The sequence below is a fragment of the Mesorhizobium sp. CNPSo 4689 genome (genome assembly GCF_057784325.1).
The window spans coordinates 16,628-37,982 of record NZ_JBWLUZ010000038.1; the positions used below are offsets into that span (position 1 = coordinate 16,628).

23 protein-coding genes are annotated in these 21,355 nt (G+C 64.5%); 5 read left to right on the forward strand and 18 right to left on the reverse strand.

Going from position 1 to position 21,355, the window contains the following annotated elements; all coding sequences use genetic code 11:
- Positions 1–19: 19 nt before the first annotated feature.
- Positions 20–970, forward strand: coding sequence for a LysR substrate-binding domain-containing protein (locus AC04SI_RS28685; RefSeq protein ID WP_404277397.1), 951 nt, complete (start codon positions 20–22; stop codon positions 968–970).
- Positions 971–1,029: 59 nt separating this feature from the next.
- Here AC04SI_RS28685 and AC04SI_RS28690 read toward each other — a convergent pair whose 3' ends face one another.
- From AC04SI_RS28690 to AC04SI_RS28715, 6 genes are all read right to left on the reverse strand, one after another.
- Positions 1,030–1,302 carry a DUF3303 domain-containing protein gene (locus tag AC04SI_RS28690; protein ID WP_404277395.1) on the reverse strand — a complete coding sequence of 91 codons (273 nt, stop codon included), beginning with the start codon at positions 1,300–1,302 and terminating at the stop codon, positions 1,030–1,032.
- Positions 1,303–1,320: 18 nt separating this feature from the next.
- Positions 1,321–2,784, reverse strand: coding sequence for a RimK family ATP-grasp domain-containing protein (locus AC04SI_RS28695; RefSeq protein ID WP_404277393.1), 1,464 nt, complete (start codon positions 2,782–2,784; stop codon positions 1,321–1,323).
- On the reverse strand, positions 2,781–3,887 hold the full coding sequence (locus AC04SI_RS28700; RefSeq protein ID WP_488475340.1) for a peptidase C39 family protein: 1,107 nt from the start codon (positions 3,885–3,887) through the stop codon (positions 2,781–2,783). The genes AC04SI_RS28695 and AC04SI_RS28700 overlap by 4 nt, the downstream gene beginning before the upstream one ends.
- A 207-nt stretch (positions 3,888–4,094) precedes the next feature.
- Positions 4,095–4,886: an anti-sigma factor family protein gene (locus AC04SI_RS28705; RefSeq protein WP_192181241.1), complete on the reverse strand. Its 792-nt coding sequence runs from the start codon at positions 4,884–4,886 to the stop codon at positions 4,095–4,097.
- A complete protein-coding gene (locus AC04SI_RS28710) occupies positions 4,883–5,401 on the reverse strand; it encodes a sigma-70 family RNA polymerase sigma factor (RefSeq protein WP_404277388.1) in 519 nt (172 codons plus the stop codon). The genes AC04SI_RS28705 and AC04SI_RS28710 overlap by 4 nt, the downstream gene beginning before the upstream one ends.
- A gap of 132 nt (positions 5,402–5,533) precedes the next feature.
- Positions 5,534–8,317 carry a DUF2339 domain-containing protein gene (locus AC04SI_RS28715; RefSeq protein WP_488475341.1) on the reverse strand — a complete coding sequence of 928 codons (2,784 nt, stop codon included), beginning with the start codon at positions 8,315–8,317 and terminating at the stop codon, positions 5,534–5,536.
- A gap of 262 nt (positions 8,318–8,579) precedes the next feature.
- On the opposite strand from AC04SI_RS28715, the gene AC04SI_RS28720 reads away from it, so the two are divergent.
- Positions 8,580–9,044, forward strand: a complete 465-nt coding sequence (locus tag AC04SI_RS28720) for an NUDIX hydrolase (protein ID WP_488475353.1) — start codon at positions 8,580–8,582, stop codon at positions 9,042–9,044.
- Positions 9,045–9,052: 8 nt separating this feature from the next.
- Here the strand turns inward: AC04SI_RS28720 and recO are convergent, their stop codons facing one another.
- A complete protein-coding gene (recO, locus tag AC04SI_RS28725; protein WP_488475342.1) occupies positions 9,053–9,817 on the reverse strand; it encodes a DNA repair protein RecO in 765 nt (254 codons plus the stop codon).
- A gap of 264 nt (positions 9,818–10,081) precedes the next feature.
- On the opposite strand from recO, the gene AC04SI_RS28730 reads away from it, so the two are divergent.
- Positions 10,082–10,882, forward strand: coding sequence for a CPBP family intramembrane glutamic endopeptidase (locus AC04SI_RS28730; RefSeq protein WP_488475343.1), 801 nt, complete (start codon positions 10,082–10,084; stop codon positions 10,880–10,882).
- A gap of 58 nt (positions 10,883–10,940) precedes the next feature.
- On the opposite strand, the gene era is transcribed toward AC04SI_RS28730, so the two are convergent.
- The 9 genes from era to rpoZ all read right to left on the reverse strand — a co-directional run bounded on the left by era (position 10,941) and on the right by rpoZ (position 18,487).
- Complete coding sequence (gene era / locus AC04SI_RS28735) at positions 10,941–11,873, reverse strand: GTPase Era (protein ID WP_006202237.1); 933 nt, start codon at positions 11,871–11,873, stop codon at positions 10,941–10,943.
- 69 nt (positions 11,874–11,942) lie between these two features.
- Complete coding sequence (gene rnc / locus AC04SI_RS28740; protein ID WP_404277472.1) at positions 11,943–12,698, reverse strand: ribonuclease III; 756 nt, start codon at positions 12,696–12,698, stop codon at positions 11,943–11,945.
- 2 nt (positions 12,699–12,700) lie between these two features.
- A complete protein-coding gene (lepB, locus tag AC04SI_RS28745) occupies positions 12,701–13,450 on the reverse strand; it encodes a signal peptidase I (protein WP_404277381.1) in 750 nt (249 codons plus the stop codon).
- Positions 13,451–13,527: 77 nt separating this feature from the next.
- Positions 13,528–13,941, reverse strand: a complete 414-nt coding sequence (acpS, locus tag AC04SI_RS28750) for a holo-ACP synthase (RefSeq protein WP_404277380.1) — start codon at positions 13,939–13,941, stop codon at positions 13,528–13,530.
- Positions 13,938–14,522 (reverse strand): DUF2062 domain-containing protein, encoded by a 585-nt coding sequence (locus tag AC04SI_RS28755; RefSeq protein WP_488475344.1) that lies wholly within the window; start codon positions 14,520–14,522, stop codon positions 13,938–13,940. The genes acpS and AC04SI_RS28755 overlap by 4 nt, the downstream gene beginning before the upstream one ends.
- A gap of 155 nt (positions 14,523–14,677) precedes the next feature.
- Positions 14,678–15,061 (reverse strand): VOC family protein, encoded by a 384-nt coding sequence (locus AC04SI_RS28760; protein WP_488475345.1) that lies wholly within the window; start codon positions 15,059–15,061, stop codon positions 14,678–14,680.
- Positions 15,062–15,140: 79 nt separating this feature from the next.
- Entirely contained in the window at positions 15,141–15,719 is a 579-nt protein-coding gene (gene pyrE / locus AC04SI_RS28765) for an orotate phosphoribosyltransferase (protein WP_488475346.1), read from the reverse strand.
- 26 nt (positions 15,720–15,745) lie between these two features.
- Entirely contained in the window at positions 15,746–17,974 is a 2,229-nt protein-coding gene (locus AC04SI_RS28770; RefSeq protein ID WP_488475347.1) for a RelA/SpoT family protein, read from the reverse strand.
- Between the two features lie 111 nt (positions 17,975–18,085).
- Complete coding sequence (rpoZ, locus tag AC04SI_RS28775; RefSeq protein ID WP_006202227.1) at positions 18,086–18,487, reverse strand: DNA-directed RNA polymerase subunit omega; 402 nt, start codon at positions 18,485–18,487, stop codon at positions 18,086–18,088.
- Positions 18,488–18,802: 315 nt separating this feature from the next.
- Between rpoZ and AC04SI_RS28780 the strand changes: the two genes are divergently transcribed.
- Together AC04SI_RS28780 and AC04SI_RS28785 are read left to right on the forward strand one after the other, a co-directional pair.
- Positions 18,803–19,384 (forward strand): LabA-like NYN domain-containing protein, encoded by a 582-nt coding sequence (locus AC04SI_RS28780; protein ID WP_006202226.1) that lies wholly within the window; start codon positions 18,803–18,805, stop codon positions 19,382–19,384.
- Positions 19,381–20,052, forward strand: a complete 672-nt coding sequence (locus AC04SI_RS28785) for a uracil-DNA glycosylase (RefSeq protein WP_488475348.1) — start codon at positions 19,381–19,383, stop codon at positions 20,050–20,052. Before AC04SI_RS28780 ends, AC04SI_RS28785 begins: the two co-directional genes overlap by 4 nt.
- Here the strand turns inward: AC04SI_RS28785 and AC04SI_RS28790 are convergent.
- Together AC04SI_RS28790 and smpB are read right to left on the reverse strand one after the other, a co-directional pair.
- Positions 20,021–20,761: a glycoside hydrolase family 25 protein gene (locus AC04SI_RS28790; protein ID WP_404277375.1), complete on the reverse strand. Its 741-nt coding sequence runs from the start codon at positions 20,759–20,761 to the stop codon at positions 20,021–20,023. The genes AC04SI_RS28785 and AC04SI_RS28790 overlap by 32 nt on opposite strands.
- A gap of 91 nt (positions 20,762–20,852) precedes the next feature.
- Complete coding sequence (gene smpB, locus AC04SI_RS28795) at positions 20,853–21,332, reverse strand: SsrA-binding protein SmpB (protein ID WP_006202221.1); 480 nt, start codon at positions 21,330–21,332, stop codon at positions 20,853–20,855.
- Positions 21,333–21,355: the final 23 nt, after the last annotated feature.

Genomic DNA, 21,355 nt, shown 5'->3' on the forward strand with positions numbered 1-21,355 from the left:
AACTTATCTGTTGGTGACCATGGTCGCACTTCCATCCTTGCGCGGATTGCAGGCTTTCGAGGCGGCGGCGCGCTCCGGCAGCTTTGCCGCGGCGGCCGAGGAGCTTTCGGTTTCCGCGGCCGCGGTCAGCCAGCTCATCCGTACCGTCGAGGAGCAGATGGGCCGCAAGCTGTTTCTGCGCGTGAACCGCCGTGCCGTGCTGACCGATGCCGGGCGCGAAATGCTGCCCAGACTGACGACGGCGTTCGAGGAGATCGGCAGCGTGTCGCGCGAATTGGGCGGTGCTGAGCTACGCTCGCGGCTGGTCGTCTCGGTGCCGCCCTCGATGGCGATGGGCTGGCTGTCGACGCGCCTGGCGAAGTTCGTAGCCGGCCATGGCGCGGTCGACATCGCTCTCAGGGGCGAAGACGATCCGGTGTCGTTCGACCACGACCTGATCGACATCCGCCTGTCCTACGGACGTTCCCACTATCGCGACGAAGTCACCGAGGAGATCGTCAGGGATGCCGTCTATCCCGTCTGCGCGCCTGGCATCGCTAGCGAGCCAGGCATCGCGCGCGAGATCGGCAGCTCAGAAAGCACCCTCGCCGGCCTGCCGCTGATCCACACGGATTGGGGGCCGACCGGCGCGTCCTTTCCGTCCTGGCGAAGCTGGTTCGAGGCGGCCGGCATGGCCCCCAGCCGGGCTGGGCAGCGCGGCCTGTCGGCGAACTCGTCGCGGGCGGCGCTCGACCTCGCCATTTCCGGCCTCGGCGTCGCGCTCGCGCAAGGCGTCTACTGCGCCGAAGCTATAGAAGACGGCCGGCTGGTCAGACCCGTCACACGCGCACTCATGCTCAGCCAGCCCTATTGCCTGACGATCCCGCAGCGAAGCATTCGGCGCGAGGTGGTGGCGGCGTTCAAGACATGGCTGACCGAAGAGTGCCTGCGGTCGGTGGGTTCGCCGGCTCTAATCGGCGAACAATCCTGAGTTCCTGACGGCAGGAGATGGCATTCGGCTGCAGTAAACAAGGAGGTTTCCCGCCCCGGTCAGAGATGCCCGCTCAATGCCTCTGTCATGTCCTTGTTCGTCGCCACCGGAACGATCTCGAACTCCACCAGGTCCGCCCACTCGATGACCCAGCGCTGCAGGAGGGTGACGTCATCGGCCTCCACCAGCAGGAAGCATCGGCTCATATCCGCTGCGATCCAGCTATGGTGCACGAGAAGCTCATCCGGCTTCAGGCGGCCACGGTCGCGGAAGCGACGGTAGATCTCCTTGCGATCGCAGCCGGTAAAATCCTCGATGACGATGAACTGCATCTTTTCCCCTCAGTTGAATTATCGCCCTGGTCGGTCGAGCCGTTCCAGGAACCATTGCGTCAGCCGCACCCAGACCTCGTCCTTCTCGCCGGAATCCTCCCAACCATGGTCGAGATTGGGGTTGTCGTTGACCTCGATGACGAAGACTCCGTCCTTGGTTTCCTTGAGGTCGACGCCATAGAGCCCGTCGCCGATGCAGCGCGCCGCCTTCACCGCCGTCTCGACGACGTGCGACGGCGTCTCCTTCAGCGTGAAGGTCTTGATGCCGCCCTGGTCGGGCTTGCCGTTGGCCTTGTGGTTGACGATCTGCCAGTGCTTCTTGGCCATCAGATAGTGGACGGCAAACAGCGGCTGGCCGCCGAGCACGCCGACGCGCCAGTCATACTCGGTCGGAATGAACTTTTGGGCGATCAGGAGATCGGAATCCTCCAGCCATTCGGTGGCGAGCTGTTTCAACTCTTCCAGGTTCTCGCATTTCTTGACGCCGCGCGAGAAGGAGGAATCCGGAATCTTCAGCACCAGCGGGAAGCCCAGCGTCTGCGCCGCCACTTCGAGGTCCGAGGTGCCGGCGATCATCACCGTCGGCGGCACCGGCACCTTGTTGTAGGTCATCAACTCGTTGAGGTAGACCTTGTTGGTGCAGCGGATCATCGACAGCGGATCGTCGATGACGGGCATGCCCTCCTGCTGCGCGCGCCGGGCGAAGCGGTAGGTGTGGTTGGAGATCGAAGTGGTCTCGCGGAGGAACAGCGCGTCGTAATTGGCGAGCTTGGCCAGATCCTTCTTGGTGATCGGCTCGATTTCAACGCCCATCTTTTCGGCGATCCTGGCCCAATAGCGCAGCGAGGAAATCTCCGACGGCGGCAGTTCCTCGTGCGGGTCGACAAGCGTAGCGAAAGTGTAGCGCGCCGGCGTGCGGCCCTTGGTATCGCGCCATTCGCGATTGGTGTAGGTCTCCAGGCACTGCAGGAAGAAGGTCTCTTCGTCCTCGGTCATCCTGGCCAGCGGAAGAAAGCCGATCTTGCGGATCGAGGCCCATTCGGCGCTGTCCTTGATGTGGACCTCCAGCGCCGGCGCGCGGAACCAGTCGAACAGCAACTTGGCGAAGCGATCCCATACTTTCGACGGGCCGATGCCGAAGAAGATCGCAACCTTGGCCGGAAAGACGCCGCCGAGATCCTTGCGGCATTTGTTGAGCGCCAGTTCCAACTCCGGCAGCGCATGCTCGTAGAGCTTGCGCTCCGACAGGTCGATCATCGTCTCGACCGTCGGGATGACCTTGTGGCCGCGCGAACCGGCGAGCAGCGAGGCATAGTAGCCGCGGCTCTGGTAGCCGTAATTGTTCGACAGGTTGATCACCTTCGGCCGCTGGCCGCGAAACAGCGCCGGATGCGCAAGATAATCACGGTTGGTGATGATCTTGTGCGGCGTCGCCACCTGGTCGAGGTCGTTCTGCCTGCCTGTTAGTATGACCCAGGTCATTGTATGTCGCGCTTCCCCAGAGTGATGGCGGCGCGCAGTCCGTCGCGGCCGAACTGCGCCATGTTCATGAAGATGCCGTAAGGCACGGGAATGTTGGCCGCATCAAGGATGGTCTCCTGCCGTTCGTCCTCGACCCAGGGATCGTGGATCAGGATATGGTCGCCGTCGTCGCCGATGGCCAGCACCCAGTGCGGCACCTTCTTGCCGAACATCAGGAAGCCGCTGATCAGCACCAGCACCAGCTTTCCTTCGGCGATCGCGTTGCGAACATCGTCGAGGGCGAATGGACGGTAATTCACCGGGATACCGTATTGTTCCGCGCGGCGGCGAAAGTCGACCTGGGCAAGCTCCATCACCCGACGCTTGTCCTCGCTGCGCACCGACTGCAGGAACAGCGCGCCGTAGAAGGACACATAGACCTCCGCCGCAAGCCCACTTTCATAGCCGGAGACGGCGAGGCCGAACGGTTCGCAACCGCCTGGGCCCGACATCATGAAGACGGTCGTCGCCTCGCGCCACAGGCGGATTTCCATGACCGGGTCGGGCACGAAGGCCGCATCGAAATTGGCCATCGCCATCATCAGGCAGCACGGGCCGCAGGTGAACTCGCAGGTCTGCTGGTAGAACGGCACTTTGGTGGCGACCGGGATCTCGCCGCGCAAGGTCTTTTCGTAGCGCAGCGCCGTGGCGCCGTCCTCGTAGTAGCCCGGCTCGCGGCCGATCTTGCGGTAGCCGCCCTGCTCGTAGATGCGGATGGCGCGAAGATTGTCCTCGCGCACTTCGAGGCGCAGCAACATGCGGTCGTGCTCGAAGGCGGCCTCCTCCGCCGCCGCCAGCAGCTGGCGGCCAATGCCGAGCCCGCCGAAGAAGGGGCCGATGGCGATGGAATAGAGCCGGGCGACACCGCTTCCCTTGCGAAACAGCACCACCGCATAGCCAGCAATTCGGTTATCGCTTTCTGCGACCAGCATCTCGGCGGTCTCGCGCTCGATCAGCTGTCGGAAGGAACGTCGCGAGATGCGATCGCTCGCGAAAACAGCCTTCTCGATGGCCGCGAGGTCATCGACGTCGGACGCGCGGGCCTTGCGAATCTCGGCAGGCATGCGGGACTCAGAAAACCTTGATTGGGTTGTGGAAACGGCCCTGATCGAAACATCGGTCATACCAGCCGATGCGCCGGTATTGATCAAGCGCTTTCGCACCCCGATTAGGGCCGAATTGTGACAGGTTGCATGGTGGTCCAGCAACACGGAGGCGCTGAAAGAACCGCCGCTTCGAGAGGGCGCCGGCCGCGGAAAGCAGCAGCCGGTTCAGCTCGCCAGACCGGCCAGAAGCTGGCCATAGGCGCTCTTGGCCACCGCGGCCAGCCGCTCACGCGGCAACGAGCCGACGACGGCGCAGCCATAGCCCTTGTCCAGCCAGTAGACGGCCTCTGGGCCGTCCTTCTCAGCCATATAGGTGCCCTTGGCCTTATCGGCCGATTCGGCGGTGACGAACAGCGAGATGCGTTCGCCCTTGGCGTCCTCGTAGAGCAGCATCGCCGCCTTGCCATGGCCGGCGGGCAGCAGCCGGCCGCCGACGAGCTGGAAGCCTTCGGCCGCCAGATCGGGCGCCACCAGTTTCAGGCCGACGCGGTTGGACAGCCAGGTCTGCAGATGATCCTTGTCGCTGGCCGGCACCTCCACCGCATGGCGCTTCTCGGCGGCATAAATGACATGGGCGGCGATCGCCTGCTCGGCGAGCTGATCGTCCGCGCCGTCTCCCCTGCCGATACCGTCAATGCCGGCGACATAACCGGCGAGCCCGCCGGCCACCAGCACCACGGCCGCGGCCGCCGAAAGCCACCAGCGCGAGCGCCAGGCGGCCGCCCTCACCGTCGCTTCGCCGAGCAACGCTTGCCTCAGCCTTGCCGGCACCGGCTCGTCCATCACGCCGGCAAAGGCGGCACGCAGCGCCGCCCGGTCGGCGATATAGCGGACGCTTTTCGCCTTCATTTCGGGATTGGTCTCGAGCCAGCTGTCATAGGCCATGCGCTCCTCGCCCGGCAGCTCGCCGTCGAGGGCCATGTGGATATCGCGTTCGGAGAAATCGCGCCGGGTCATTTCTCGACAACCCTTATCGAGCGGCGGCGCGCGCTGTCGTCGAGCAGCCCGCGCAGCTCCTCGCGGCCGCGCGCGATGCGCGACATCAGCGTGCCGGCCGGCACGCCGAGGATGTTGGCGGCCTCGGCATAGGAAAAGCCTTCGATGGCGACCATCACCAGGGCGGCGCGGCGGTCGGGGCTGATCGCCTGCAATGCGTCGACGATCTCGCGCGAGGCGATGCTTTCGACCTGCTCGGCGGGGGCGGCCTGCGCCTCACCGGCCTCGAGCGGCAGCATCTGCGCTTCGCCGCGGCGGTTCACCTTGCGCATCTGGTCGATGAACAAATGATGCATGATCGTAAACAGCCACCTCCTGGGGCTCTCTCCCGTCCGCCAGTTGTCGAGCCTGACCAACGCGCGCTCCAGGCAGTCCTGGACAAGGTCGTCGGCGGAATCGCGGTCGCGCAGCAGCGAGCGTGCGTAGCGGCGCAGACGCGGTATTTCGCCAAGGATCGCTGCCTTCTTCTCGTTCATGACCGCTGTTTTCGAGGTCGCCTCTGTTTCATCGCAATTGAACGCGCCTTCATGACGCGGCGCAAGCGGCCAGCGCGAAGCGGTCGGCGCTCCAGTCACCCAAGCAAAGGAATAACGTTGGCATCCAGCGATTTATTCCTGGACGGGATTGGAATCTGCCTGTTCCTGCTTGTCTTTATCCGCGTCCTTTGCAGCCCTCGTCAGTAGCCGCTGGTAGAACAGGCCGATGCCGATCAGCACGGCGCCTAGGCCGATGAAGGACAGCGCGCGCAACACGCCTTCCAGCTCCGACATGTCGAAGAGGAAGACTTTCAGCACGGCAATCGCGATCAGCGCCGCAGAAGCGATGCGCAGCACCTGCGACTTCAGCCAAACGCCGGCGGTGAGCAGCGCCACGCCGATCGCCAGCCAAAGTGCCGAATAGGTGTAGGTCTCGAGTTGGCCAAGCCCGCTCCACAGGCCGATGAACTCGCCCTTGAACAGGCGCCTGACCGACAGCGTGGCGTAGGCCAGGGCAAGCACGGCCGCCACCACGGCCAGCATCTGTGCATACCATTTCGGCCGCTTGTCCCTGGCGTAGAGCGCCAGTCCCCCGGCGGCGACCGCCGGCAGGAGATAGGCGAGGAACAACAGGTTGAACACCGGGATCTGGCCCGTCGATTCGTCTGACAACAGCGGATTCAGCACCACGAAATGCCGGATAACGATGAAGGCGACCGAAGCCACACCGGCGGCCATCGAACCGTAGCGCAACACCGAGCTTGGCGAGCGCATGTCGATGGCGACCAGGATGGCGCCGGCGCCAAGCGCGATCAGCGTATAGATCGCCTGTTCGGCGAGCGTCATCGCACCCGTGTCGATGACACCGCCATGCATGGCGTGGCGCACCAGCATGGCGAGCGTAAGCAGCGCAAACAGCGCTGCCGCCGCTTCCATGGCGAGGCGCGGCCGGCCATTGGTGGTGCGGGCAAGCTGCCAGGCGGCAAAGCCGAAGGCGAGCGCCGGCACGCCATATCCAGGCAGCAGCCAGTTGAAGACCGGCGTCGTCGACAGCAAGCCGGCGCCGACGATGGTCGGGTCGTAGGCGACGCGGCCGAGCACGGCGACGGCCGCGGCGACCGAGATCCAGCCGAGCACCGGATAGGAGCGCCAGCGCGTCGCCAGCGCCGGCACGATGGCCGCGGCGCCGATGAGGACGGTGGTCCAGCCGGAGCCGAAAGCCATGTGCAGCATCAGCAAGCCGGCGACAGCCGCGCCGCCAAGCGCGAAGGACACGGAAGCACCGCCCTTGAACGGTGGCTCTTCGGCGCGCGCGATCCACTCGCCGCCGGCAGCGAAGACCACGACCAGAAGAGCAGCAACCGCAGCGTAGAGAAGATCGCGATCGAGATTGCCGAAGGTGAACCAGAGCGCCAGCAGGACGACCAGCGGGGCGATGACGCCCCATGCGGCCCAGGACGCGGCATGGATCGGCGTCGAGGCCGTGAAGCGGCGTGCGGCCCAGAAGCCGGCGGCGATGAACAGCAGGCCAAGCCCGATGCCGATGTTGCGCGTCAAGGCATCGGACACCACCGCCGGCTGGCCATCGACGCCGAGGCTGCCGCCAACGATATCGGAGCCGATGGAGGTCGGCGGGATGATGCCGAGATAGATCATCACCGTGACCAGCCCGGCGGCATGAAGAAGCGGCAGCGCGCTTGGCCGATAGAGCGCGACGGCCAGCATGGCGGCGAGCAGAACGGCGCCCGGCAAGGCATAACCGGCGGCGGCGAAGTCCGGATCGACGGACAGGCCCAGTGCCGAAAAGGCGACAAAGAAAGCCGGCGCGATGGACGGCCAGTCGAACCGGCTTGCAGGTTCTTCCTCGCTGCGGCCGCCGAGCCAGACAAAGGCCAGCACGGCAAGCGTGACGGCATTGATGAACAGGATGGTGGAGAGGTTCACGCCGGGCGCGTTGGTCATGTAGAGGATGGTCCAGATGCCGGTGCCGGCGAAGGCCGCGGCCATCAGCAACTTCCAGTCACGCATGCGGGCGATGACGCCGGTGGCGGCGAGCACGATCGCCAGATAGCCGAACAGCGCCCAGGGGTTGGGCGCCTCAGAGGCGACAAGCGCCGGCGTCAGCATGGCGCCGACCAGGCCGATGCCGGCCAGCGCCTGGCCGTGGACCAGGGCGGCGGCGATCGTCGCCACGCCGATGACGCCGAGCAAGGTGAAAGCCAGCGCCGGGCCGATGAAGCCGTAAATGCCATAAGCGGCATAGACGGTGCCGAACAGGATGAAGGCGCCGGCGGCCGTCAGGATTGCCGGGATATAGGCGCCGGCAGCGCCCTGCACCGGCACCTTGAAGCCGGTGCGGCGGATGAACTCGCCGCCGGCGATCAGTACCAGGCCGAGGAGCGCGGCCATGGTGAGCCGCACGCCGGGGCCGAAAATTCCGGCCTCGATGGTGTAGCGGATCAGGAACAGCCCGCCCAATGCCAGCGCGATACCACCGACCCAGACCGCCCAGCGGGTGCCGAGCGCCGTCTCGACGTCGGACTGGCGCGCGCCCTTTGCCGCCGCCGGCTCGGCGGGCTCTGCCGCCGGCTTCGCCTCGTCCTTGTCCCACGGTCCGGCCACGACCCCGCCGCTTGCAGCCTCGGCTGGGACTGCCGGTGTCTCTGCCGAAACAGCGTCGCTCGCCGGTGAGGCCGCAAGATCGGCAACTGCAGCAGCTGCCGGGGCAGCATCTGCGGGCTTGCCGTCGGTCGCCGCCTGTTCGGCTGGCTTGGTGGCAGACGGCACGGAGCCCGAAAGCACGAGGCTGCGCAGCGCGCCGAGTTCGCGTTCGATCAGGCCGATGCGGCTTTGCTGGCGCGAAATGATGACGAACAGGGCGATGATGGCGGCAAGGCCGATCAGGCTCTCAAACATGGCGGCTCCCCCAAACCAGGCCAGTTGTCACTGACAAATGCGGCGGCCAGACGGCCGGTCCCTAGGCTCAACGCACTGCCAGATGGGCGACAGGAAAGATCGAGCATGTTTCGTTGGCAAATGCCAGCGGCATAGAGCCGTTATCCCTCACCGTCGCGTCGAAAAGGCCAGGAATGGGGCTGACAGCGAGGTTACCTGCCGCCAGTTGGCAAATACTCGTGGTATCCTCGGCTGCTCGCGGCAAATGCGATGGGGATTGTCGATGCCGAATCGAAGTGCAGGCCTGCTGATCCACAGGAGAAACGCCGGCATTCTTGAGTTTCTGCTGGTCCATCCCGGCGGCCCGTTCTGGGCAAGAAAGGATGACGGCGCGTGGTCCATTCCCAAGGGGCTTGTCGGCGAGAACGAAAGTGAACTGGCGGCCGCACAACGCGAGGCCGAAGAGGAACTCGGCGTGGCGATCGATGGACATTTCGAGCCTGTCGGCAGCTATCGTCAGCCGGGCGGAAAGATCGTGATCGCATGGAGTGTCGAAGCGGAGGTCGACACGGGCGCTATCAGAAGCAACATGTTCACCATGGAATGGCCGCCAAGGTCAGGCTCGATGAAGGAATTTCCCGAAGTGGACAGGGCCGGCTGGTTTTCATTACACGACGCCGGCCTCAAAATCCTGAAAGGTCAGCGCGCCATCCTTGACGATTTCATGGAGCGGCGGAAAGCCGGATAGGTGCCTCGCTACTGTCCGGTGGTTTCTGCAGCGGCCACCTTGCCCGGCGCGTGGTGCCTGCGCAGCGCTGCTAGGAAGCCGGCGCGGGCGTCCGGAGGCTCGAGGCCGCGCGGCTCGTAGACATGGCGGGTGAAGAAGAAGCCGGTCAGCCGGAAGGCGTCCTCCAACGCCGCCGGATCTGCGCGCAAGCCGGAGCCGCGCTGCAGGAAGGCCGGCAGCGCCAGCATCTTGTCGTGCCAGGCAGCACCCGCCGCACGCGACACGGCGCGGCCGGATTTCGGCGACACATAGGCGAGGTCCTGCCTTGTTCCGGTCGCCGCGCACTGGTTGAGATCGAGACCGAAGCCGAGCTCGTCGAGGATGAGAAGCTCGAAGCGCGCCACCAGTTCACCGGCGGCGTCGGCATCGTCGAGATGGGCGATCATCACGGCAAGCGTCTCGTAGAGGCCGCCATGGGCGTCGCGTTCGGGCAGCAGGCGCAGATGCGCGGCCATGGTCTGCAGGCCGTAGACGGCCACCGCGCTGTCCATCAGCCGGGCGGCGTTCATCTCGATCGCCTCGGCCTGGAAGGTGCCGAGATGCTCGTCGAGCCGCGCCCGCCACAGAAGGTCGACGCGGTTGCCGGGCTGCAGCACCGGCTGCTGCTTGCGCGAGCGGCCGCCGCGCACCAGGCCGAGATGGCGGCCATGGGCGCGCGTCATCACCTCGAGGATGGCGCTGGTTTCGCCATGCTTGCGGGTGCCGAGAATGATTCCCTCGTCGCGCCATTCCATGGCGGGAGCTTGTCACCGATCGGACGGCGAAATCAAGGCTGAGGCGCGTTCGGGGGATCCAGCCAGGGCGGCCCCGAAATATCGGAAATCGATCAGAAAGAACTCGGGATTTTTGGCCGCGCCGGCGCCAATAAGGACGGATTGACCGGAAGCGGCCAAACGGCCCGTCGAAACACTCGCCGGGCCCGTTCCCAGACGCATGTCGACCGATCGGGCAGCCCGGCGACCTCTCGCGATCAAACCTGCCCGCTGAGAGGACCCGACATGACTTTCTTCCTGGACCTGGTGCGAAGGCACCAGTTGATATCCTTCTTTTCGCTGGCGCTCGGCCTGACCTGGCTGGCCTTCATCCCGTTCTGGCTGTCGAACGGCGACAGCATTCCGTGGTTCACCTTCGGCCCGATCGTTTCGGGATTCATCGTCGCAGCCCTGTCCGGCGGCTGGAGTTCGGTCAAGGCCATCCTCGCCTCGATGGTGAAATGGCGGGTGCAGCCCTTCTGGTATCTGGTGGCGTTCGGCCTGCCGTTCGGGGCGCAGTTGGCCTCGATCCTGATCAACCCGATGTTCGGCGCTGCGGCACCGGCCTGGAGCAATATTCCCGCCTTGGCCGAGATGCTGCCGATCATCGCGCTCTATGCCGTCTTCAGCGGCCCGCTCGGCGAAGAGCCGGGATGGCGCGGCTTTGCCACGCCTCGCCTGCTCGCCAGCCATTCGGCGTTGACCGGCAGCCTCATCCTCGGCGTGATCTGGGCCATCTGGCACTTCCCGCTCGGGCTGGTCGGCGACCTCAGCCTCTACGGCACGATCAACGTGGTGCTGGCGGCGGTGGTGTTCACCTGGCTCTACCAGAACACCGGCAGCGTGCTTCTCGCCTTCATCATGCACGTCACGCACCAGAACAGCGTGCGCTTCCTCGGCAAGGTGTTCGTCGACGGCGACTATGTGCAGCAGCAATGGATCGGTGTTGCGATCTGGGCGGTGATCGCGGCTGCCATCATCGCCTACTATGGCACCGAGAGTTTTATCCGCCGGCCAAAGACGCAGCTTGCCGTCGCTGCGGCCTGAACAAAAACCGCAAAATGAGCGCGGCGCCCTTATCCGGGCGCCGCGTCTTTTTTTGCCGTCAGTGCGGAAACTCCAGCCCCATCTCGCGGTAGCGCTCTGGGTCGTCGCCCCAGTTCTCGCGCACCTTGACGAATAGGAACAGGTGCACCTTCTGTTCGAGGATGCCTGCAATCTCCATGCGCGCCGCCTGGCCAATGGCGCGGATGGTCTCGCCCTTGTGGCCGAGCACGATCTTCTTCTGGCTGTCGCGCTCGACATAGATCGTCTGGTCGATACGCACCGAGCCGTCCTTCTTCTCCTCCCATTTCTCGGTCTCGATATGGGAGGAGTAAGGCAGTTCCTGATGCAGCCGCAGATACAGCTTTTCGCGGGTGATCTCGGCCGCCAGCTGGCGCATCGGCAGGTCGGAGATCTGGTCCTCCGGATAATACCAGGGACCGGCCGGCAGCGTCTCCGCCAGATAGTCGAGCAGGTCCTTGCAGCCGGAGCCGGTCAGCGCCGAGACCATGAAGGTGCGCTTGAACGGCACGCGTTCGTTGGCGGCCGCGGCGAGTGCCAGCAGCGCCTCGTGCTTGACCCGGTCGACCTTGTTGAGGATCAGCACCATCGGCTGGCGCACATCCTTCAGCCGCTCGAGGATGGCGTCGGCATCGCCCCTGATGCCGCGCTCGGCATCGATCAGCAAGAGCACGACATCGGCATCCTTGGCGCCGCCCCAGGCGGTGGTCACCATGGCCGTGTCCAGCCGCCGCTTCGGCTTGAAGATGCCCGGCGTGTCGACGAAGACGATCTGCGCGTTCTCATGCGTGGCGATGCCGCGCACGATGGCGCGGGTGGTCTGCACCTTGTGGGTGACGATCGACACCTTGGCGCCGACCAACTGGTTGACCAGCGTCGACTTGCCGGCATTGGGCGCGCCGATCAGCGCGACGAAGCCGGAGCGCGTGGCGGGACCTTCTGTTGCCGGAGCGAGGTCTTCGGTGGCGGTCATGCCGCACTCCCTTCGTTAGAGCGCCGCGCGTCCTCCTGGACGCGCAAAGGACGCTCTAAGACTTTGAATCTACGCATCGTGCTCTCCAAAAATCGATTCCGATTTTTGGGCCGATGCGACCCAGACGCCTTCACGCATAAGCAGTGCGGCGGCGGCCGCCTGCTCGGCCTCTCGCTTGGAGCGGCCACTGCCGATGGCCGGCGCAAACTGGCCAACCTTGACGCTGACGGTGAACAGCGGATCGTGGTCAGGCCCTTCGCGGCTGTCGATGCGGTAGGCCGGCATGGCGCCCGCCGCCGCCTGATGCGCCCATTCCTGCAATTCGGTCTTGGCATCGCGACGAGCGGCGCCGATTGCCAGCGAGCGTGGCTGCCAGAATTTATGGATGAAGGCGCGAGCCGCCTCCAGGCCACCGTCGAGATAGAGCACGGCGATCAGCGATTCCAGCGCATCGGCGCGCAAATTGACGCGCTTGCGCCCGTCGAGACCGCGCACGTCGGAACCGGCGCGGATCAGCTCCGGCAGCCCGATCTCCTCGGCGATCTCGGACAGCGCCTCGGCATTGACCAGTGCGTTCAGTCGAAGCGACAATTCGCCCTCGGCGGCGTCCGGAAATGCCGCGAGCAGCATGTCGGCGACGACAAGGCCGAGAACGCGGTCGCCGAGGAACTCGAAGCGCTCATAGTCGACGCCGGCATGGGTGGAGCGGGCGCTGGCATGGGTCAGCGCGCGCTGCAGACGCTGGCGGTCGGCAAAGGCGTGGCCGGTGCGCTGCATCAACGCTTCGGCGAGCGCATCGGCGGTCAACCGCTTTGTCGCCACCATGCCTAGTCGACGAAGTTGAACAGGCGCGACACGCGCATCAGCGACGGCCATTTCCAGATCTCGAGCGGGCTGGCGCCGTCGGCGATCGAGAAGAAGATGATGTTGGCGCGGCCGACCAGATTCTCCTCCGGCACAAAGCCGACGGTGAAGCGGCTGTCGGAGGAATTGTCGCGATTGTCGCCCATCATGAAATAATGGCCGGGCGGCACGTCGAATTCGCGCGTGTTGTCGCCGATCGAATTGGGCGTCAGGTCGAGCGTGTCATAGGAGACGCCGTTGGGCAGCGTCTCGCGATAGACGTCGACTGGGCCCTGGGCCTCGGTGATGTCGGGGTTGTCGATCTGTCCCGTCTTTACGCGCGGCACGCCGACGCCATTGATGAAGAGCTGACCGTCCCTAACCTGGATCTTGTCGCCCGGCAGCCCGACGACGCGCTTGATGTAGTCGACGGACGGGTCCGGCGGGAACTTGAACACTGCGACATCGCCGCGCTTCGGCGCCGCGCCCCAGATGCGGCCCGAGAAGATGTCGGGGCCGAACGGCAGCGAATAGTGCGAATAGCCGTAGGACCATTTGGTGACGAACAGATAGTCGCCTTCGAGCAGGGTCGGCCGCATCGACCCGGACGGGATCGAAAACGGCTGGAACAGGAGCGTGCGGATGACCAGCGCAAGCACCAACGCCTGAATGATGACGCTGACGGTTTCGCCAAGCCCGCCGGATTTCTTCTCGGATTTTTCAGCCACGCTCATGTCGTCCTCGATTGTGCGTTGGATGGTATAGAGTCTCGGCGCGCGCTGGGCAACGTCATGCCGGTGGTCAGATGCAATCAATGTGGCGCTTGTTCGACGGGCAACGCCTCAATGATCACAAAGGCTTGAGCAAGCGGAAAATCATCGGTGATGGTGAGGTGGATTGCCGCGCGGTGCCCTTCCGGCAGGATCTTGTCCAGCCTGGCAGCCGCGCCGCCGGTCAGCGCCATGGTCGGCTTGCCGCTGGCAAGGTTGACGACGCCCATGTCGCGCCAGAACACGCCTTGCGCCAGGCCGGTGCCCAGCGCCTTGGCGCAGGCTTCCTTGGCAGCGAAACGCTTGGCATAGGAGGCGGCGCGCCCGTGGCGAGCTTCTGAGCGGGCCTGCTCGACCTCGGTGTAGATGCGCTGGATGAAGCGCTGGCCATGCCGCTCCAGCGACTTCTCGATGCGTCTGATATCGATCAGGTCGCTGCCAATGCCGATGATCATTCCGCGGGAACTTCCCGTCCGCCATGCCTGGCCTTCTGCGCCCGCTCGTCCATGCGCCTCTTCCGCTGCTCGCGAAAGACGGTCATGCCCCAGCGGGTGATGCCATAGAACACAAACCCGAAGACCAGGCCGAGCGGAACGGCACCGATCAGCATCGGCTCCAGCACCGGGCGCCACAACCTCGCAAACGAAAGCGTGTGCATCATTTCACCAAGATGCTCAGGCGGCCCATGCTTTGGCAGGTGCTCGTGCAGGATCAGCTTGCCGGTCTCCCAGGACGCGCCCCACAGCAGTGGGAAGGTCAGCGGATTGCCGAAGAACACCGCGCCGAGCGCGGCAGCCACCAGATTGCCGGCGATCACCCAGCAAAGCACGGCGGCGATGACGAAGTGAAAGCCGAGCGGGAAGAACGAGGCGAAGACACCGGCCGAAACACCGGCAGCGACCGCATGCGGCGTGGCCTTCAGTCGGAGAATCCGCTTGGAGAAATACTGCAGCGAACGCGAGAACGAGCGGCGCGGCCACAGATAGGTACGCACCCGCTCCAAAAGGCCATCAGGCTCGCGGCGTCGAAAAAGCACTCTGTTCCAGTTCCTGATTTATCAACGCCGGCAACTCCGGCCATCCCGGCCGGGCGCCACAGCCATATTTTGCGCTTTGAGGTCCCAAAGGCAACAACGACTTTGATATAGCGACGCGCCGGCCGAAGAACAACTGACGGGCTGGGCCGAAGCGGCTAGTTCAAATACTCGCTGACCTCGACGAGATTGCCGTCCGGATCGCGAAAGTAGACAGACATCATCGGGCCGCGGGCGCCGGTACGCTCGACCGGACCGACTTCGACGGCGACGCCATTGGCTGCCAGGCTGGCGCAGATCTCGGCGAGCGGCCGGGCGGCAACGAGGCAGAAATCGCCGGCGCCAGCTGTCGGCGCCTTGGCCTTCGGCTCGAAGGTGCGGCCCACCTGATGCAGGTTGATCTTCTGCGATCCGAAGAGCAACGCCGTCGGCCGGTTCGGCTCGTCGTGGCGCTTCATGCCAAGCACACGTTGGTAGAAGGCACAGCTGTCGTCGACCGAGCGGACCGTCAGCACGAAATGATCGATGCCGGCGATCATCACGGCGTCGCGGACAGCGCGCGTCGCTCCCGCAGAGATTCAGGCGACGCGCTCAAGTGATTGTTTTCGTACATGGACGACATCAGATGTTGCGGCTGCCGGGCTTGACGGCCGGTATGGCGGCGAGTTCGGGCGGCAGCCGGTCGGCCGGATAGGCAGGAACCTCATATTCGGCCAGCGCGATCAGCGGGACGCCAACATCGGTCTTGCCGGCCGAGCGGTCGATGATGCAGGCGGCCGCCACCACCTCGGCGCCAAGCTCGCGCAGGCAGTCGATGGTCTCGCGAATCGACAGGCCGGTGGTGACGATGTCCTCGACAATGACGACGCGCGATCCCCTGGCGATCTCGAAGCGCCGCAGCCTGAACTCGCCCCCTTCCCGCTCGACCCAGATCGCCGGCGCGCCGAGATGGCGCGAGGTCTCATAGGCCGGGATCAGCCCGCCGATCGCCGGGCCGACGACATAGTCGATCCGGCCGGGCACGGCCTTGCGGATCTTTTCGGCCAGCGCCCTGCACAGGCGCTCGGTCTTGTCGGCATGCATGAAGACGCGGGCCTTCTGCAGGAAGACCGGGCTGCGCAGGCCCGACGTCAGGATGAAATGGCCTTCGAGAACGGCGCCGGCCTCGCGGAAAATGCCTAGCACTTCGTCGGTATTCATCCTGCCTTGTCCTCGGAAATTAGTGGTTAGCCATTCACACGTCGCGCATCGCTGACGCTCGAATTGTCCTTGAGCTGCGACAGCAGCCGGTTGAGGTGCTTCAGGTCCCAGACTTCGAGATCGATCAGCATTTCGGTGAAGTCGGGCGCGGTGCGCACCATCGACAATGTATGGATGTTGGCGTCGTTGGAGGCAACAACCTGGGCGATGTCGGCGAGCGAGCCCGGCGCATTGATGGCGGTGACCGAGACGCGGGCCGGGAAGCGCTCCTTGGTGCGTTCGTCAATGTCCCAGCGCACGTCGATCCAGCGCTCGGGCTGGTCGTCGAAGGCCTGCAGCGCCGGTGACTGGATCGGATAGATGGTGATGCCGGTTCCCGGCTGCACGATGCCGACGATGCGGTCGCCTGGGACCGCGCCTTCCGGCGCGAAGCGCACCGGCAGATCGCCGCGCACGCCGCGGATGGGAACCGCTCCGTCGCGCGGCTGGTCCTTGTCCTTGCGTGCCGCGCGGCCTGGGATCTGGAACAGCATGCCGGCGGCATTGCGGATCTTCGACCAGCCTTCCTCGCGCTGCTTGGGCGCGGCAACGGTGACGCGTTCGTCCTTGTAGTCGGGGAACACCGCCTTCATGACGTCGGACGAGGCCAACTCGCCGCGTCCGACCGAGGCCAGCACGTCCTCGATATCCTTGCGTGCCAGCCGGTGCAGCACCGGCTTCAGGCCTTCCTTGGTGAAGGTCTTGCCGGCGCGCTCGAAGGCGCGTTCGAGGATGCGGGCGCCGAGACCCGAATATTGCTTGCGGATGGCATTCTTGGTGGCACGGCGGATGGCGGATCGCGCCTTGCCGGTGACGACGACCGATTCCCAGGCCGCCGGTGGCACCTGCGCCTTGGAGCGGATGATCTCGACCTCGTCGCCGTTCTTCAGTTCCGTCATCAGCGGCATGATGCGGCCGTTGACCTTGGCGCCGACGCAGGTGTCGCCGACATCGGTGTGCACGGCATAGGCGAAGTCGATGGGCGTGGCGCCGCGCGGCAGCGCGATCAGCATGCCCTTCGGCGTGAAGCAGAACACCTGGTCCTGGAACAGTTCCAGCTTGGTGTTCTCGAGGAAATCCTCGGGATTGTCGCCTTCGGCCAGCTGCTCGATGGTGCGCCGCAGCCAGGCATAGGCGTTGGTCTCCTTCGAGATCGCGTGGGCGGCACCGTTCGTCTTGCCGCCGGTGTCCTTGTAGATCGAATGCGCGGCGACGCCATATTCGGCGATCTTGTTCATCTCGCGGGTGCGGATCTGCAATTCGACGCGCTGGCGCGAGGGGCCCACGATGGTGGTGTGGATCGAACGGTAGTCGTTCTGCTTCGGCGTCGAGATGTAGTCCTTGAAGCGGCCGGGCACCATCGACCAGGCGGTGTGGATGGCGCCGAGCGCGCGGTAGCAGTCCTCGAGGGTGTCGACGACGACGCGAAAGCCGAAGATGTCGGACAGCTGCTCAAAGGACAGCGCCTTGGCTTCCATCTTGCGGAACACCGACCACGGCTTCTTCTGCCGGCTCTTCACGCTGGCCTTGATCGCATGCTTTTCGAACAGCGTGGACAGCGACTTCTCGATCTCGGACAGCACGCCCTTGTTGCGCTCGAATATCTCGGCGAGCCTTGCGGTGACGGCGCGGTAGGCTTCCGGATTGATGTAGCGGAAGGCGATCTCCTCCAGCTCCTCGCGCATGCCTTGCATGCCCATGCGGCCGGCAAGCGGCGCATAGATATCCATCGTCTCCTCGGCGATGCGCAGGCGCTTGGCTTCCGGCACATGGTCGAGGGTGCGCATGTTGTGCAGGCGGTCGGCGAGCTTGACCAGCAGCACGCGCACATCTTCCGAGATCGCCAGCAGCAGCTTGCGCAAATTCTCCGCCTGCTCGGCCTTCTTGGAGACGAGGTCGAGCTTCTTGAGCTTGGTCAGGCCCTCGACCAGCTTGCCCATTTCCGGACCGAACAGCTCGTCAATCTCGGCCCTGGTCGCTGTCGTGTCCTCGATCGTGTCGTGCAGCAAAGCGACGGCGATCGTCGCCTCGTCCATGTGCATTTCGGTGAGGATCGCGGCGACTTCGAGCGGGTGCGAGAAATAGGGATCGCCGGAAGCGCGCTTCTGATGGCCATGCTTCTGCATGGCATAGACGTAAGCCTTGTTGAGCAACGCCTCGTTGACGTCAGGCTTGTAGCGCTGGACGCGCTCGACAAGCTCATACTGACGCATCATGGGCGGGATCTCGCGGTGCTGAAATGAATCATGCGCCGAATATGCATCCGGCGCATGTCATAGATAGCCACGAAACTGCCGACGCGAAAGTGTCGGCAGCGTCGGCGAAGATCAATAGTCGTCGCTTTTTTCCGGCGGGACCAGGCCTTCGATGCCGGCAAGCAGGTCTTCCTCGGTCATGCGGTCGAAAGCGATGTTGTCCTCGGCGTCGTCGGCATCGGTCGCCGCAACGGCGGTGCCGGTCTGGTCGGCAATCACCTCGCCGTCGGCTTCCGGCTCGTCGACCTCGACATGCTTCTGCAGCGAGTGGATCAGGTCTTCCTTGAGGTCGTCGGGCGACAGCGTCTCGTCGGCGATCTCGCGCAGCGCGATGACCGGGTTCTTGTCGTTGTCGCGCGGCACGGTGATCTGCGCGCCCTGGCTGATCTGGCGGGCCCGGTGGCCGGCCAGAAGCACGAGTTCGAAGCGGTTGTCGACCTTGTCGATGCAATCTTCAACGGTAACGCGGGCCATGAATTGCCCCTTTCAGCCTGGATTTGATGGAAAACAGGCGCGGTCCATAACCCGAACGCCGCCGAAATACAAGCTTCTTGGCAATACGGGCGCCTGCCCCGGGCGGAGGGCGGATCGTTACCAAAATCCAGGACACGCCTGGCTGCGACGATTGCGCACCGATCACAATTGCTTGCAATGCGGCAAGGCAGCTTGGATTGCCGTAAAACTGGCGCTATCTCGGATAAGGAAGGCCATAAGGTCTATTTTCAGAGACCGGCCGATAGTCACGCACGCATTTAGACGACCGCCTATTTTCGAAAAGGAAATTTTTCCATGTTCGACCCTCGTGAGAAAATCGCCCTTTTTATCGACGGCGCCAATCTCTACGCCACCTCGCGGGCGCTGGGTTTCGACATCGACTATCGCAAGCTTCTGTCGAGCTTCCAGAAGCGCGGCTATCTGCTGCGCGCCTACTATTACACGGCGCTGGTCGAGGATCAGGAATATTCCTCGATCCGGCCGCTGATCGACTGGCTCGACTATAACGGCTTCAAGGTGGTGACCAAGCCGGCCAAAGAATTCACCGACTCGACCGGCCGCCGCAAGATCAAGGGCAATATGGACATTGAACTGACTGTCGATGCCCTGGAACTCGCCGATGTCGTCGACCACTACGTCATCTTCTCCGGCGACGGCGACTTCCGCACCCTGGTCGAGGCGCTGCAGCGGCGCGGCCGCAAGGTCTCGATCGTCTCCACCATGGCCTCGCAGCCGCCAATGATCTCCGACGATCTGCGCCGCCAGGCCGATCATTTCATGGACCTGATGACACTGAAGAACGAAGTCGGCCGCGATCCGTCCGAGCGGCCGGTGCGCCGGCCCGAGCCGGCCGAAGTCGACGAGGACGATTTTTGACGGCGGCCGCCTTGGTCGCCGCTTCCTCCCCCGAACCCGGCCGCGACTGCCCGCTCTGCCCGCGGCTGCATGATTTCATCGCCGACTGGCGGCAACGCGAACCGTCCTGGTTCAACGCGCCGGTGCCGACCTTCCTGCCGCCCGAAGGCGAGGACGCCGTCAGGCTGCTGATCGTCGGCCTGGCGCCCGGCCTGCGCGGGGCGAACCGGACGGGGCGCCCATTCACCGGCGACTATGCCGGCGACCTGCTCTATTCGACGCTGATCGCGCACGGTTTTGCACGCGGCGAGTTCAAGGCGCGGCCGGATGACGGGCTGCAACTCGTCGGCACCGCGATCACCAATGCCGTGCGCTGCGTGCCGCCGGAAAACAAGCCGGTGGGTGCGGAAATCGCCACCTGTCGGACATTCCTGATGCCGACCATCGCCCGCTTTTCGAACCTGCGCGCCGTGCTGGCGCTGGGCTCGATCGCGCATCAGTCGACGGTACGGGCGCTGGGTGGGCGCGTCGTCGCCTATCCGTTCCGGCATGGCGGGCAGCAGCAGGCCGGCGCCATCACGCTGTTCTCCAGCTATCACTGCTCGCGCTACAACACCAATACCGGCGTTTTGACCGAAGCGATGTTCGTCAATGTGTTCAGGGAGATCGCGGCGTTTCTGCAGAGATAGAGTCGGGCTTGGCAAAGAGTTCCGCCAGCCTCTCCTGCCCGCCCTGCAGGACGTTCAGGTCGACATCGCCGCTGATGCCATCGACGCGACCGCTGTTGTGGTACTGCCAGTAAATCCAGTCGTCATGGCCTGGCCACAGCGCCAGTGAACGGACCCAGCGCTGGCGGCTGGCGATCTGTCCGGAATAGGCATCCGCCGCCTCGTCGATCAGATAGATGATCGCCGGCTTACCGAAGGCTGCCTCCACCGGACCGAGGAAAGCTTGGAGTTCTGCGTTCAACTGTTCGGGCGACGGCCGTTTCGGGCAATTGCCTCCGAATTCGATATCCACAACCGGCGGCAGCAGCGGCCCTTCGCGCGGCACTACCGAAATGAAGTTCTTCGCCTGGTCGGCGCCCGGCCGACAGAAGGTGAAGAAGTGATAGGCGCCGACCGCGAGCCCGGCGGCGCGGGCCTCGCGCAAATTGGCGGCGAAGGCATCGTCGACATGATCACCGCCTTCGGTCGCCTTGATGACGGCAAAGGCGACATCGTCGGCGGCTACGCGCCGCCAATCGATCTGGTGCTGATGATGGGAAACGTCGATGCCCCTGACCGGATATCTGTCGCGGTCCGGCGAGAAGGTGCGGAAGTAGAGAAAACCACCCGCTGCGACGAGACCCGCAAGGACCAAGCCAGCCGCGCCCCAGAGGATGATCCGGTTCTTCAAGACTATCCCCTATTGCGCTTCGCAGGCTCCGCTGTTCGAAAAACTTGAAAGCCAAACGCTTGGCTTTTTTCAGGCTATCGCCTGATGCTTGTCACCCACGTTCCTTCAGCAACCGGCCCTTCTCGCGCGACCAGTCGCGCTGCTTTTCGGTCTCGCGCTTGTCGTGCAGCTTCTTGCCGCGGCCGACGGCGAGCAAGAGCTTGGCGCGGCCCTGGTCGTTGAAATAGATCTTCAGCGGCACCAGCGTCATGCCTTCGCGGTCGACGCTCTGCGACAGTTTCGCCATCTCGCGCTTGTTGAGCAGCAGCTTGCGGCGCCGGCGCGGCTCGTGGTTGAAGCGGTTGGCCTGCAGATATTCCGGCAGATAGGAGTTGATCAGCCAGATCTCGCCGCCCTCGACCGAGGCGTAGCTGTCCTGGATGTTGGCCTGGCCCTGACGCAGCGACTTGACCTCGGTGCCGGTCAGCACCAGACCGGCCTCAATCGTGTCGAGCACCTCATAGGAAAACCGCGCCTTGCGGTTTTCCGCAACGGTCTTGTTGTTGGGATCGGCTTTTCTGACTTGATTCATGATGTGGAGAGGTGGCGCCTCAT

Coding starts and splice junctions, on each gene's coding strand:
- AC04SI_RS28715 (WP_488475341.1), bottom strand. CDS start 8,317: ATGTTTGAGAGCCTGATCGGCCTTGCCGCCATCATCGCCCTGTTCGTC.
- AC04SI_RS28685 (WP_404277397.1), top strand. CDS start 20: ATGGTCGCACTTCCATCCTTGCGCGGATTGCAGGCTTTCGAGGCGGCG.
- rpoZ (WP_006202227.1), bottom strand. CDS start 18,487: ATGGCCCGCGTTACCGTTGAAGATTGCATCGACAAGGTCGACAACCGC.
- AC04SI_RS28700 (WP_488475340.1), bottom strand. CDS start 3,887: ATGCCTGCCGAGATTCGCAAGGCCCGCGCGTCCGACGTCGATGACCTC.
- lepB (WP_404277381.1), bottom strand. CDS start 13,450: ATGAGCGTGGCTGAAAAATCCGAGAAGAAATCCGGCGGGCTTGGCGAA.
- pyrE (WP_488475346.1), bottom strand. CDS start 15,719: ATGAATACCGACGAAGTGCTAGGCATTTTCCGCGAGGCCGGCGCCGTT.
- AC04SI_RS28690 (WP_404277395.1), bottom strand. CDS start 1,302: ATGCAGTTCATCGTCATCGAGGATTTTACCGGCTGCGATCGCAAGGAG.
- acpS (WP_404277380.1), bottom strand. CDS start 13,941: ATGATCATCGGCATTGGCAGCGACCTGATCGATATCAGACGCATCGAG.
- AC04SI_RS28695 (WP_404277393.1), bottom strand. CDS start 2,784: ATGACCTGGGTCATACTAACAGGCAGGCAGAACGACCTCGACCAGGTG.
- AC04SI_RS28705 (WP_192181241.1), bottom strand. CDS start 4,886: ATGACCCGGCGCGATTTCTCCGAACGCGATATCCACATGGCCCTCGAC.
- AC04SI_RS28780 (WP_006202226.1), top strand. CDS start 18,803: ATGTTCGACCCTCGTGAGAAAATCGCCCTTTTTATCGACGGCGCCAAT.
- AC04SI_RS28730 (WP_488475343.1), top strand. CDS start 10,082: ATGACTTTCTTCCTGGACCTGGTGCGAAGGCACCAGTTGATATCCTTC.
- rnc (WP_404277472.1), bottom strand. CDS start 12,698: ATGGTGGCGACAAAGCGGTTGACCGCCGATGCGCTCGCCGAAGCGTTG.
- smpB (WP_006202221.1), bottom strand. CDS start 21,332: ATGAATCAAGTCAGAAAAGCCGATCCCAACAACAAGACCGTTGCGGAA.
- era (WP_006202237.1), bottom strand. CDS start 11,873: ATGACCGCCACCGAAGACCTCGCTCCGGCAACAGAAGGTCCCGCCACG.
- AC04SI_RS28710 (WP_404277388.1), bottom strand. CDS start 5,401: ATGAACGAGAAGAAGGCAGCGATCCTTGGCGAAATACCGCGTCTGCGC.
- AC04SI_RS28770 (WP_488475347.1), bottom strand. CDS start 17,974: ATGATGCGTCAGTATGAGCTTGTCGAGCGCGTCCAGCGCTACAAGCCT.
- recO (WP_488475342.1), bottom strand. CDS start 9,817: ATGGAATGGCGCGACGAGGGAATCATTCTCGGCACCCGCAAGCATGGC.
- AC04SI_RS28720 (WP_488475353.1), top strand. CDS start 8,580: ATGCCGAATCGAAGTGCAGGCCTGCTGATCCACAGGAGAAACGCCGGC.